This is a genomic window from Pseudarthrobacter woesei (assembly GCF_055412745.1).
Genome location: NZ_JBVAYU010000012.1, coordinates 1 through 12858, shown reverse-complemented (window position 1 = coordinate 12858; position 12858 = coordinate 1). Strand labels below are relative to the sequence as shown.

General features: G+C 60.1%; 8 protein-coding genes and 1 pseudogene. 8 read left to right on the top strand and 1 reads right to left on the bottom strand.

Annotated elements, in window-relative coordinates:
- Nucleotides 1-17 precede the first annotated feature (17 nt).
- From ACZYZE_RS15430 to ACZYZE_RS15410, 5 genes are all read left to right on the top strand, one after another.
- Nucleotides 18-1520: a sugar ABC transporter ATP-binding protein gene (locus ACZYZE_RS15430; protein ID WP_463908637.1), complete on the top strand. Its 1503-nt coding sequence runs from the start codon at nucleotides 18-20 to the stop codon at nucleotides 1518-1520.
- Between the two features lie 2 nt (nucleotides 1521-1522).
- On the top strand, nucleotides 1523-2539 hold the full coding sequence (locus tag ACZYZE_RS15425; protein WP_463908635.1) for an ABC transporter permease: 1017 nt from the start codon (nucleotides 1523-1525) through the stop codon (nucleotides 2537-2539).
- Nucleotides 2540-2699: 160 nt separating this feature from the next.
- Entirely contained in the window at nucleotides 2700-3881 is a 1182-nt protein-coding gene (locus ACZYZE_RS15420) for a M24 family metallopeptidase (protein ID WP_463908633.1), read from the top strand.
- Nucleotides 3881-5998: a hydantoinase/oxoprolinase family protein gene (locus ACZYZE_RS15415; protein WP_463908631.1), complete on the top strand. Its 2118-nt coding sequence runs from the start codon at nucleotides 3881-3883 to the stop codon at nucleotides 5996-5998. Before ACZYZE_RS15420 ends, ACZYZE_RS15415 begins: the two co-directional genes overlap by 1 nt.
- Nucleotides 5999-6000: 2 nt before the next feature.
- Complete coding sequence (locus tag ACZYZE_RS15410) at nucleotides 6001-7761, top strand: hydantoinase B/oxoprolinase family protein (protein ID WP_463908629.1); 1761 nt, start codon at nucleotides 6001-6003, stop codon at nucleotides 7759-7761.
- Nucleotides 7762-9522: 1761 nt separating this feature from the next.
- On the opposite strand, the gene ACZYZE_RS15405 is transcribed toward ACZYZE_RS15410, so the two are convergent.
- Complete coding sequence (locus ACZYZE_RS15405; RefSeq protein WP_463908627.1) at nucleotides 9523-10809, bottom strand: helix-turn-helix transcriptional regulator; 1287 nt, start codon at nucleotides 10807-10809, stop codon at nucleotides 9523-9525.
- Between the two features lie 245 nt (nucleotides 10810-11054).
- On the opposite strand from ACZYZE_RS15405, the gene hxlB reads away from it, so the two are divergent.
- The 3 genes and pseudogenes from hxlB to ACZYZE_RS15390 all read left to right on the top strand — a co-directional run.
- Nucleotides 11055-11585, top strand: coding sequence for a 6-phospho-3-hexuloisomerase (gene hxlB / locus ACZYZE_RS15400; RefSeq protein ID WP_463908769.1), 531 nt, complete (start codon nucleotides 11055-11057; stop codon nucleotides 11583-11585).
- Between the two features lie 52 nt (nucleotides 11586-11637).
- A complete protein-coding gene (hxlA, locus tag ACZYZE_RS15395; RefSeq protein WP_463908625.1) occupies nucleotides 11638-12261 on the top strand; it encodes a 3-hexulose-6-phosphate synthase in 624 nt (207 codons plus the stop codon).
- Nucleotides 12262-12689: 428 nt separating this feature from the next.
- Nucleotides 12690-12858, top strand: a pseudogene (locus ACZYZE_RS15390) (glucose-6-phosphate isomerase); the annotation flags it as partial.

Here is a 12858-nt window from a genome sequence, read left to right as displayed (position 1 = left end):
AGGGCTTCGGAAGGACGATGATGCTCGATATCAGCAGCGTGGTTAAGAGGTATCCGGGCACGACGGCCCTGGGCGGCGTAAGCCTCTCAATCTCCCCCGGCGAAGTACTCGCTATCGCCGGCGAAAACGGCTCGGGGAAATCAACCCTCATGAAGGTCATTGCAGGCCATTTGGCACCTGATTCCGGCCACCTCCAGGTGGATGGGAAGGCAGTGAACTTCACCAGTCCCAGCGATGCGGTTACCGCGGGCATAGGGCTGGTGGAGCAGGAGCTGGCCGTCGCACCCCATTTGACCGTTGCCGAGAACATCCTTCTCGGCGCCCTGCCCATGCGCTATCTGGGGTTGGGAATCGACTGGCCGCAGGTCCAGAGACGTGCGAGGGAGATCCTCGATGTCCTTGACATAGATGTTGATCCACGGGCCATCGTGGGTCAGCTCCCCATCAATATTCAGCAGCTGGTGGCGATCGGAAGTGTCCTTTCCCGCCGCCCCCGGCTGATGCTGCTGGACGAGGCAACCAGCTCCCTGTCCGAAGGTGAGACCGACCGGCTGCTCGGTACCCTACGGCGACTCAAGAATAACGGCATGGCGATAGTGTTCATTTCCCACCGCATGCGTGAACTACGTGAAGTCGCCGACCGGATCGTCGTTCTTCGGGATGGGTGCGTCAGCGGTGCGGCCCCCATGGGAGATGTTTCCGATGGCGACGTCGTCAAAATGCTGGTCGGGCGCGTTCTGGACGATGTCTTCACGTCGGAGCGGACGGTCACCGAACGAATCGTGCTGCAGACCGAGGCCTTATGCGCAGCAGATTTCATCGACGACGTGTCAATTACGGTGCGGGCAGGCGAGGTTGTTGGTCTGGCAGGGCTCATGGGCTCAGGCCGCTCGACTCTGGCCCAGACCATTTTCGGCGCTGTCCCGCGAACCTCCGGGGCGGTGCAGCTCGATGGGCGGGATGTCAGGTTCACTCACCCCGCCCAGGCGCTGAAGGCCGGGGTTGGGTTTGTCGGTGAAAACAGGAAAGCTCAAGGAATTTTCCCTGGCCGATCCGTTCGGGAAAACGTGTCCGCCTCCAATCTTGCCGAGCATTCTCAGGCTGGAATCATGTCGCCGACACGCGAAAGAAGTCTCACCCGAAAGGTCATTTCGAATTTTGGCGTTAGATGCGTCGACACCGAGGAATGTATTGAAGCACTTTCCGGTGGCAATCAGCAAAAAGTACTGCTGGCACGTTCCATCGTTCGGGAGCCCAAGCTGCTGATCCTTGATGAACCAACGCGCGGCGTTGATGTCGGGGCCAAGGCCGAAATTTACGAGCACATCGCCAGGGCCGCGGCGAAGGGCATGGGATTCTTGGTGGCCTCCTCTGAGCTCACAGAACTGCTTGGCCTTTGCGACACCATTTACGTCCTCTCCCACGGACGAATCGTGGGACGACTCGACAGGGAAACTGCTACAGAGGAACGCATTGCTGCGTTGGCTTTTCATTCAGAACAAGATAGGGAAGTGGCCTGATTATGGCAATTTCAACACCACAGACCACGAATGCTGCTAAGAACATTCCCGAAGATCACAAGCCGGCACGCAGGAAAGCTGGATTCAGCCCCAAAGTTACGCTTTCCGTTGTCCTTATTCTGCTGATTGTTTTTTTTGGCTCTTTTCAGCCTAACTTCCTGACCGTGGAGAACTTAGTAAACATCCTGCGTCTCCAAACGGTCCCCCTCATATTGGCTGTGGGAATGACAATGGTTGTTTTGACCGGCGGCGCGGATCTGTCGATCGGATCTGCCCTGGCGCTCTCCGGAATCATCGCGGGGACACTGTATCTGGCCGGCGTCCCTGCGATAGCCGTCATCGCCGTCACCTTGGTCTCAGGCATGGCCTTGGGCCTCCTTAACGGCGTTCTGGTCGGTGTCTTGGGCATGTCATTCTTTGTGGTCACTCTGGGAACGCTCTCCGCGTACCGAAGTCTTGCGTTGGTGGCCTCGGAGGGAAAATCGATCCAGCTCGGAGATGCACCACTGTTCCTCCAGATTGGCGACGGCAGTCTTGGGCCCGTGCCCATTCCCGTGCTAATCGCGACCGTCGTGGTAGCCCTTGGATACTTTGTGCTCGCTCACACGAGCTGGGGACGCAAGATCTACGCGGTCGGTTCCAACAGGGAAGCCGCGCGGCTGGCTGGTATCAGGGTGAAACGGGTCCTGCTCTCCGTGTACGTGACTACTGGCCTGTTGGCGGGGCTGGCTTCCATCATTCAGATGGGCAGACTCACCTCAGCCTCCCCCGTCGTAGGCACGGGAATTGAACTGCAGGTCATTGCCGCCGTACTGCTGGGCGGAACAATAATGTCCGGGGGTTCCGGCGGACTGGGAGGCACGGTCATGGCCGTTCTCATGATGGGTGTGCTTCAGAACGGCCTGACACTGTCTGGAGTCCCGGACTTCTGGCAGGGCACCATTACCGGAACAATCCTCATCGTGGCCGTCTACATGGACCACGTCCAGCGGCGCCGACGAGGCTTGGGCGCCGACTGACGACGATCGTCGCGATAAGACGAATTTATCGAAAACGTAATTGCTGCGGATTTTTAAGTACGCCCGTGACGTGCAGAATTACTTCTCGTTTCAAAGACGGAGAAGCTGCCTCATTTTCTAACCCGGCGTCCGGCAGTTTTATCTAAAGAGGAGATCAAAAATGGTTAAATCAAGTCTGCTGACTTCGACTTTTAGCACCCTAAAGAGGAAGATCCGGGACGGCCGTATCGAAGCCTTGTGGGAAGAAATGAGGTCTGATGGCCTGGGCGCGCTGATCGTGGCCGGACGAGGACTCATCACCCAGTACGGGTACCTCGAGTACGTGACAGGGTACTGCCCCCAGGTTCGTCTCGCATATGCAGTTGTCATCCCCGGTGAGGAACCGATCATGGTTCTGCCGACCACCTCCGATGCGTGGTTCGCCAAGCAGGCCACACATCTGTCAGACGTCAGGGCAGCTGGCCAGGGTGATGTGATTTCGGACCAGGACAGCCTTCCCCAAGTAATTGCCGCCGTCGTCAGTGAACACCACGCGGATACCGGGAAGATCGGGGTGGTCGGCCTGCGCCACATCGTTCCGGTCGGCGACTACGAGATGCTGTGCGCCGCCCTGCCACAGGCGCAACTGTCTGACGCAACTGCCCTGTTGGGCCGGATTAAGGCCGTTAAGACCCAGGAGGAAATCGATGAAGTCCTGCGCTCCGCCGTCATTGCCGATGCAGGTCTGAATGTCTTCCGGGAACGGGCGGCCGTGGGAGTCTCCGGCTGGGAGTTGTGGGGTGACATGCAGCGTGAGGTCCGCCGGAGGGGCGCTCGTGAGGTCTTGATCATGGTGGGTACCAAACCATACTTCAACGACGTTCCAACAGCTGACCCGCTTGTTGAAGGCGACCTCGCCAGCGTCTATGTGGAAATCACGGGGCCTAACGGGTTCTGGGTGGAGAAGGCCAGCTTGTTCGCCTTAGGACAGATCAGTAACGAAAAGCGCCGTATTGCAGAGACCACTCTGGCCGCCCATGAGGCCGCGCAATCCCAGATGCGGGTCGGCAAGACTGCAGCTGATGTAGCAACGGCCATCGAAAAAATTGCGGCGCCGGCAGACGTCAATTCCGGGATTTGGCACGGCCACGGCGTCGGGATCGACCATGACACTCCGGTCCTGACCGAGACCGACAACACCATTCTGGTCGAGGGCATGGTCCTTGCATTGCATCCGAATTTCGTGAATTCACGACTGACTGAAGGGGCAAGCATCGCAGATACATTCGTCATCCAGCAGGACGCTCCCCTGCAGGCTTCCAACATTTCTCAAGAAATATTCCAGATCGGGGAGGGGAACTAATGTCCTATCAAGTTGGCATTGACGTCGGCGGAACGTTTACGGATTTTCTGCTGGTAAATCAGGCAACGGGTATCAAGCGGCAGCACAAGACCTCAACGACGCCTGCGGACCCTTCCAACGGGATCCTGAACGGACTGTCAGAATTGGGCGTGCTCGAAGGGCTATCGGAGAGGGAATTCTTTTCGCAGATCGATCTCATCGTGCATGGCACGACCGTAGCCACAAATGCGGTTCTGACGGGGCGAGGTGCCAAGACAGGGCTGATTACGACGGAAGGGTTCCGCGACATCCTGGAGATGCGCCGCGGCATCCGTAGCCGTAAGCATCTCTACGACAATAAATATGTGGCGCCGCAACCGCTTGTGTCCCGGGATCTGCGTAAAACCGTGACCGAGCGCGTGGATGTTGATGGCAACGTCGTGACACCCCTGGAAGTGGAATCACTTCGTCAAGCAGTCGGGGAACTGGTCGCCGAGGGCGTTGAGGCCATCGCCGTCTGTTTCGTCCACTCCTATCAGAACGCGGCACATGAGCAGGAAGCCCGGAAGATCATCGAAGAGTGTGCGCCGGGGGTCTTCCTGTCCATCTCCTCTGAAGTGCTGCCGCAGATTCGGCTCTACCCACGGATCAGCACCACGGCAATGAATGCCTACCTTGGCCCTGTGGTTCAGCGGTACATGAAGAAGATTGTCGGGCGGTTGGCCGAACGTGGCGCTCACGGGACGCTGATGGTGATGCAGTCCAACGGCGGAATCACGTTGCCCGCGACGGTGGCCCATCTGCCAGCCTCCATAACGATGTCCGGGCCTGCGGCCGGTCCGGTGGCCGCATTGGCCTACGTGGCACAGCGCGGCTGGGCAGACTGCACAGTGGTTGATATGGGAGGCACAAGCTTTGACGCCTCCTTGGTCAAGGACGGTGAAGTCCAGATCACCCGTGAAGGCGAGATCAACCGCCACGTGATCTCCCTGCCGACGACGCACGTAAATACCATCGGTGCGGGCGGCGGATCCATCGCCTGGATCGACGACGGCGGTATGTTGCGCGTGGGTCCGCAGAGCGCCGGCGCCGATCCCGGACCCGCTGCCTATGGCAAGGGCGGTGAAGAACCAACAGTTACGGACGCTGGCGTTGTCCTCGGGTATATAGACCCCGACTATTTCCTGGGCGGCCGGGTAAAGCTGCGGAGTGATCTGGCGGCCGCAGCCATTTCGAACAAAGTCGCCGGTCCGCTGGGCCTCACCGTCGAAGAGGCAGCTGCCGGTATCTACGAGATGGTCAACCTGGAGATGGCGGCGGGAACCAAGAACATTTCAGTAGAACGAGGCTACGACCCCCGGGAATTCCCGATGGTGGTGGCTGGCGGCGCCGGACCCGTCCACGCGGGCATGATTGCCCATGAGCTGGAGATACCTGTTGTGGTCATCCCGCGACTGTCCTCGGTGCTGTGTGCAGCGGGTATGTTGATTGCCGACCTGCGACACGATTTTGTCCGTGCTTTCAGTACCAGGTTCTCGCAGATCGACCTGAACCGGGCCCACGCGCTGATCACGGAAATGTCCCATGAGGGCGATGCGCTGCTGCACCTTGAGGGGGTTGCCGCTGAGGATCGCGCCGTCATCGTTTCTGCCGACATGCGCTACATCGGACAGCACCACGAGGTGATTGTCAGCTTCAACGCCGGAGATATGGATCCAGCGGATCCGGCGGGGCCGGGCAGGGTCGCCGCGCTTTTCCACTCCCGGCATGAACAGCTGTACGGTTTTTCGGCCGCCGGTGCCGATCTGGAGATGCTCAGCCTCCGGGTGGCAGTGGTCGGCCGAAGGCCGGCGCTCGACCTCACTGAGACGGCTACCGGGTCCGAGTCTGAAGCCCCTCCCAAGGGGCGCCGCGACGTCTACCTCAAGTCGCTGGGCCGGAAGGAATCGGTGCCGGTTTACGACGGGCAATCACTTCCCGTGGGACAGCAGATTGTAGGCCCGGCCATTGTTGAAGAACCAACGACGACGGTGTTTGTCCCCGAATTCTTTGACCTTGAGCTCGACGGTTCGGGTAGCTACGTCATGACGCGAAAAAACTTTGACGCCTCGTCTCTGCTCACGGAAGGACAAAAGTAGACATGTCACAGGTACAAGCACAGGCGAGGAAAGCCCTCAGCCCGATTCTCACCTCAGTCATTGCCAGCCGGATCAAGGCTATTGGCGAACGTATGGGCGTAGTGGTAGAACGCAGCACGAGATCCCCTCTGCTGGTGGAAGGCCGCGACTTCTCGTTGGGCATTTATGACCAGGACGGGCGGCTTATCGAGCAGACGGAATACATTCCCATCCTTGGCTATGCCGCTGCGCCGGCAATGCGGCATATCGCCGGAAAATTCAAAGGCAGAGTCAACCAGGGAGACGTGATCCTGCACAATGATCCTTATACCGGCGGCAATCAGGCGTCCGACTGGAAGGTCACCAAGCCGGTCTTCCATGAGGGGGAACACATTGCCTGGGTTGTCATTACAGCCCATCAGGCCGACGTCGGCGGCGCGGTTCCGGGGTCATACAACCCCAACGCCACGGATCTCTGGCAGGAAGCGCTCAGGCTGACTGCAGTCAAGGTCTACGACGGGGGCGTCCTGCGCGATGACGTGTGGGACCTGATCTTCGGCAATGTCCGTCTTGGTGTCGTTGCAGAGGACATTCGCGCAATGATCGGCGCATGCACTGTTGGCGAACGCGAACTCCAGGTGCTGGTGGAGCGCTACTCAGTTGAGACATTCAAAGCCGTTGTCGACAGTATGCTCGACTCTGCCGAGGCCATGGCCCGTCAGATCATCACCAGGATGCCGGATGGTGTTTACAAGTCCCAGTGGCAGGTCAATTATGACGGCATCACCCCTGACAGCACCATGCAGATTAGGGTTGAGATTACCGTCAAGGGCGACCAGCTCGTCTTCGATTTTGCCGGAACGGATCCTCAGACACCCGGGTACGTCAACGCACCTTTAGCTGTGACCCTCTCCTCCGTCATGATTTCCTTCTTCATGTTGGCGGATACGGAAATTCCGCACAACGACGGAATCATGCGTTGCATCGAGGTCAAAGTACCCAAGGGCAGCATCCTGAACTGCCAATATCCGGCGGCGTCAGGATTCGGTAACCACCTGTCAGACCAGATCTGTTCAGCCATTATGCTGGCCTTCTCCGAGGCCCTTCCAGCGCGGGTAACCGCCGGCTGGAACCCGCTGCTGTGCTCCATTCTCAACGGGCAGGAAGATCGGAACAGTTCACCGTTCGTGGACATTCTCATCAACGCCTGTAAGGGTGGCGGAGGCGGGACCCAGGGTGCCGATGGTTATGACCATGTGGGGCTCATCGCTTCCGGTGGTGCCCTCGGTGCGCAGGACCCCGAGATGTTCGAACTGATGATGCCCATCTTTATCCGGAAATTTGAATACCTGCAGGACTCCGGGGGCGCAGGAGAGTGGCGCGGAGGACTGGGTGTTGAGTCGATCTTCGAGTTCAAAGCCCCCAGTATCCAGGCCAGCATCTTCGGGGACGGCGATACAGACGAGTCGGCCGCGCCGGGGCTCAGCCAGGGGATGCCCGGCTCGGTTAACCTGATCGAATTCACGTATCCGGACGGTGACGTGGTCGTCCCGAAGTCCAAGGACCTGATCACAGGGCTGCCGGCTGGGACGCTCTATCGTCAGCTCGCCGGCGGTGGTGGCGGATTCGGAAATCCCCGAGTGCGCCCAGCCGAACGGGTAGCTGAAGAAGTCCGTTTCGGATATGTGTCCGTTGCCTCAGCCCGTGAACACTACGGTGTTGTTGTTGATGAAGGCGGGATAATCGACCAGGAATCCACTGACGCACTTCGTGGCGTCGCATAGCTGCACCTCTACCGAGACATGAGTGCTGGCCCGGGTCCCACGCGGTCCGGGCCAGCACGCCACCCCTTTCTGAATCCATTTTCCCGTCTGCGTGTCAGTGTTGGTCGAAAAGTGGGCATTTTTGAATATGTCAGTCTGAACGGAGCCCACCAGGACGGCCCGACCGGGTACCTTCAACCCGACTCTCGATGCGGCCTCGGGTGTCCCGTTGGTCGTACAGCATGCCATCGGGCAGGGCCTCCGCGATCGCGGCTAGGTGCTGGATGATTTCCGGCGCCAGGAAGCTGATCGTCCTACCTGCACGCCGCAAGGCAGCGTATACGGCGTCCGTCGAAATTGGGGACGGTGAAATGGCCAATGGCTAGCCCACCGCTTCGTTCGCCTCTCAGAGGGATCTGATTGAGGGCAACGTAGCCAGCTCCCACGCCAAAACAGCGAGAACAGCGACGCCGGATACGCAGAATCCGGATGCGGCAATGACAGCGATAATGATGGCTGCGGCGGCGGGTTAACTGGTGGCCGACTCCGGTTACCACACTGCCAGGCCCAGCGAGCTCACGGTCTGCACCGGATCAGTTGCCATGTCATGCCGTTCCCCCGCAGTCCTGCATGAACAGTTATCAGAGCGGAGAATCCGGACCAGCCGAAAACCCAAGTCCATCTAAAGAACAATCAGCAAGTCATGTCGTACGCGGCCCTGGCCACCATGAATTGGTGAACGCGAAAACCCAAGGGAAGGACGAACGAGGATGAACCCCCAGCAGAGACCCCGCAAGGAGGCAACCGGCCGACCGTAGTCAGCCACTCCCCCACACAACCGAACAGGTCTATCCGGGAACCCGCACACCCCGGAACATCAGATCAGAGGCAAGAGTGTGGACACTGTCCACACGAAAAAAACACAAGAAGGCCCCTGACCTGCGGAAACACTGTGCCCGAGGTGGGACTCGAACCGGGTTCCAGCCCCTGTGAACACTGCACTCCCGCCGAAACATACGGAATTCGGGCCAGTCCGGCACCGGTACGGCCCAGTCCGTGACCCAAAGTGTGGACACTGTCCACACCCCCAAATCTCCCCACCAAGGGCCTCCCCAAACAGCCGCACCCCGCATCGACAGGGTGCGGCACTTCCTTGTCTTGACAAAGTTGCCCCAGCCATGAGAATTCACGAGCGGCAGCAACCTGGTCATGCCCACGCTCATTCCGGGCTCTTGGGCAGACCGAGCAGGACTGTCGGTCGCTGGGCTTTTCATATCGATTCCACCTCCGTTCATCCCCTTCATGGTCCGCAGCGTCGAAAGCCGCATGACCGGGCGGCGCACCTCAGAACCGCCTCCCCACCAGAGCCATGCTCCAATCAGGGAATGATACCGATGCACCAACCTCGGCCGGCAGCGCAATGTAAGCTTTCGGGGCCAGCCCCACGTCCAGGGCCATCGTTCACCGCGTCCAGGCACAGAATGGGCGACCTACTGGATGGCGTCGCTCGCAACCCGGCACGACCCACGTCGCCCATCGTCTTCAGAGCCGGACTCACACCCCAATAGTTGACGCGAGATCCGTTATCGGCATTAGAGAGTCGCCTCCGGGACCGCTTCGCCGAACAAATTTCTCCGTGTTGGTCGGACGTTGACACCCCTAGCCGGGGCTGGCAATGGTTGCGGCTGGTCGGCATCGAAGCCTGTCGGGGCGCAACCTTTCTGGTCTGATCAGTGACGTCGAACTCCGCGATGGCGTGGAATTCGTCCATGGACTGCGGGGTTATCGAAGTGCTTTGTTGCTGTGAGCCAGGGCGATGGCCTCAGTCCGTGAGCTGACGTCAAGTTTTCTGAACAGATTCCGGACATGGAACTTCACCGTGTTTTCGCTGATATCCAAGGCTGAGGCGATGGCCCGGTTGCGTTGGCCGGCCGTTAGATGCTGGAGGACTTCCCGTTCCCGGGGGGCAAGATTCCATTCTTCGGCCTCCCCTGCCGGGGCGACCGGCGGGTCCAGGGGAAGAGTTACCGAGACGTCTGCCCCCCAGCCGGGCATAACGTCGATCTGCATCTGTCCGGCAAGGGCTTGCACTCTGCGGTTGAGGCGGCCGACGGTGTGAGATTCGGCGGCGAGGGCGCCTGCGCCGTCGTCGCGTACGTTGATCAGCAAGTTTTCCCCGTCGCAGTTCCACTGCACCCGGACTCTGCGGACCTCCGGCTGTTCCATCATGGCCAACGCGAGTCCGCGGACGATGGCTCGGGCTGCATGTGCGACTTCGCCGGGAAGGGCCCTTCCATTGATTGGCGGTTCAATGAACTGGACATCAATCCCGCTGTAATTCGTGAGAGGACGCAAGTCCTCCCGCAAGCGCCTGAAGGCGGTGGAGACCGGTTCTTCGACGAACTCAGCAGTGCGATCACTGAGGGTGCGAAGACCTACGAGGGCCTTAGCCGTCAGATCGGTGACCGTCTTACGGGCCGATTCGTCGTCCAAGGCGGGTGATCGAAGCACGGCCATAAGAGTTTCCAGCGTCGTGGAGTGTTGATCGACGAGATCAGCCGTTACGCGGACTCGTTCGGCTGAGGCGGCTCGTGATTCAAGGAGGTATGACGGCGGCGCGTCGGCCACCTTTTCCTGGATCCGCTTGGCGCAAACTCGCCACAGAAACGTAACAAGGTCTACTGCTGTGCGGTACCCGGGGTCTCCCTCGAACGGGTGTGGACCTGTCAATACCAGAAGGGCGTGACTGGGGGCGTACTTCATAGCGAGAATGGGCCGTGATCGGCCGGCGATTTCGGCGTGGCCGAGCCAAGGGGAATCATCCATGAGGGTGGCGCGGAGTCTGTCGAGCTCCGCAATCGAGACACTGGAGATGATTTCTTCGTCACCGGTCTTCTTCTGAGGGCGTCCAGTGCAGTCCTCAGTGAATATGACCAAGGCGCTGCAGCCAAAGTACGGAAGTACGGCCGCCCGAAGTCGCTGGGCAATTTGACTCAGGGGTGCGTCTGCCAACGAAGCGACGGCTTGCAGCAGCTGCCACTCGTGAGTGGTCGAAGGTAATGCGGGCATAGCGCCGATCCTATTCTGAGTGCACAATCGCGCGGGCCCGAAGGGGAGAACTACCCGAAAGTGTAGGGACAACCATCCTATGGGGGCGTTACACCTACCCTAACTTCTCGGGATGATGGATTGACAACGTAACCAGCGTTGAGGCCGTTGGCCGCCATCCACACGAGTCGAAGGATACTAACGTGAGTCCGACTGCAACTGCCCACGCCGACGACACCGAGCGCGCGCTTGCCCTGAACCTCGCGATGATACAGAACGAGATCGCTGACACAGCCGCTCAAATCGACGAGAACCAGCTGTCCGCGTTGGCGGCTCACCTCCGTCTGGCAGAGCGGGTGTTCGTTTCCGGTGCCGGCCGGAGCGGGCTGGTGCTGCGGATGGCGGCCATGAGGCTGATGCACTTGGGCCTCACCGTCCATGTCGCAGGCGACACCACCACCCCGGCCATAGGTCCCAAAGACGTGCTGCTCGTTGCCTCCGGGTCGGGCACGACGTCTGGTGTGGTTAAAGCCGCGGAAACAGCAGCCAACGTGGGTGCGGCCGTCTGTGCCATAACGACCAACGACGCGTCGCCGGTGGCGGCCCTTGCCGATGCCTTGGTCCTTATCCCTGCGGCGCAAAAGACCGACCACGGATCCAGCGTCTCACGACAGTACTCCGGGTCCCTGTTCGAACAGGTTGTTTTCCTGGCAACGGAGTCCGTCTTCCAGACTTTGTGGGACAGGACGGCCGAACCGGCTGAGAATCTCTGGCCCCGGCACGCAAATCTTGAATGACCTATTCGCACTTCCCTATTCCTCCAAGTTCCCTACAGAAAGAGACAACATCATGAAACTTCAGGTTGCTATGGACCTCCTCACCATCGAAGACGCCCTCGAGCTGGCCGGCAAAGTCGCCGAGCACGTGGACATCATCGAACTTGGCACGCCGCTCATCAAGGCCGCCGGTCTTGCGGCCGTCACCGCCATCAAGGAAGCCCACCCCGACAAGATCGTCTTCGCCGACATGAAGACGATGGACGCCGGAGAACTCGAAGCCGATATTGCCTTCACGGCAGGCGCCGACCTCGTGTCTGTCCTTGGGAGCGCCGACGATTCGACCATCGCAGGCGCCGTCAAAGCGGCCCTAGCCCACAAAAAGGGCATCGTTGTGGACCTTATCGGTGTTGCAGACAAAGTCTCCCGTGCGAAGGAAGCACGTGCCTTGGGCGCCAAATTCGTGGAGTTCCACGCGGGTCTTGATGAGCAGGCCCAGCCCGGATATGACCTCAACGGACTGCTCAGCGCAGGAGAAGAAGCCCGGGTGCCCTTCTCAGTAGCCGGAGGCGTAAACCTCAGCACCATTGAAGCCGTACAGCGTGCCGGTGCTGATGTCGCTGTGGCCGGCGGTTCGATCTACGGCGCTGCCGACCCCGCGCTTGCCGCCAAGGAGCTGCGGGCCGCCATCCTCTAACTGCCCTCGCGTCGCGGCTGTCCGTGAGAAAAGTCCACGGGCAGCCGCGCCGGTCGCGCTCAAACGCCCTGCCTCAGATCCCTCAGAGGGGCCGGGAACCCTCCCTAGTCCAACAAGTCGCGTCCGGGCGAGGCCAGCCCAGGGCGGCGGGAGTAGTGCTAGTAAGGCTTGAAAGTTGCCCTCTGTCGGCATGTGGTCCGGCTGGAAGGCGTGTTGACGTGCTCGCAACACACGGCAACACGCCTTCCAGCCGGACTGGATGAGACGCCGAATTAGCCTGAACGATCCATGATCGCGGAGTGACCACAACCGCGAATCCGAATGGCCCAAGGGCATGACGCGACTGCCCGGCAGACTGACGAATTATGGCTTCCCCCGCGCGCCGATACCGTTCCCCTACACTCAGCACTCGAGGTTTTTGTTTTCCCATGACCACTCTCAGCTACGACGCTACGGGCGCTGCCCGCCAGGCCCACGAACAGCACCTTCCCGCCCTGCTGGAAGACAAGGTCGCCACCCGGATCTTCGCCAAGGACCCCACCCTGTGGGGCCCCGACGCCGAGGCTGAGGCGTCCGTCCGGCTCGGCTGGGTTGAGG

Excerpts from the sequence above, each read along its gene's own strand:
- ACZYZE_RS15430 (WP_463908637.1), top strand. The coding sequence starts at position 18 with ATGATGCTCGATATCAGCAGCGTGGTTAAGAGGTATCCGGGCACGACG.
- ACZYZE_RS15425 (WP_463908635.1), top strand. The coding sequence starts at position 1,523 with ATGGCAATTTCAACACCACAGACCACGAATGCTGCTAAGAACATTCCC.
- ACZYZE_RS15420 (WP_463908633.1), top strand. The coding sequence starts at position 2,700 with ATGGTTAAATCAAGTCTGCTGACTTCGACTTTTAGCACCCTAAAGAGG.
- ACZYZE_RS15415 (WP_463908631.1), top strand. The coding sequence starts at position 3,881 with ATGTCCTATCAAGTTGGCATTGACGTCGGCGGAACGTTTACGGATTTT.
- ACZYZE_RS15410 (WP_463908629.1), top strand. The coding sequence starts at position 6,001 with ATGTCACAGGTACAAGCACAGGCGAGGAAAGCCCTCAGCCCGATTCTC.
- ACZYZE_RS15405 (WP_463908627.1), bottom strand. The coding sequence starts at position 10,809 with ATGCCCGCATTACCTTCGACCACTCACGAGTGGCAGCTGCTGCAAGCC.
- hxlB (WP_463908769.1), top strand. The coding sequence starts at position 11,055 with ATGATACAGAACGAGATCGCTGACACAGCCGCTCAAATCGACGAGAAC.
- hxlA (WP_463908625.1), top strand. The coding sequence starts at position 11,638 with ATGAAACTTCAGGTTGCTATGGACCTCCTCACCATCGAAGACGCCCTC.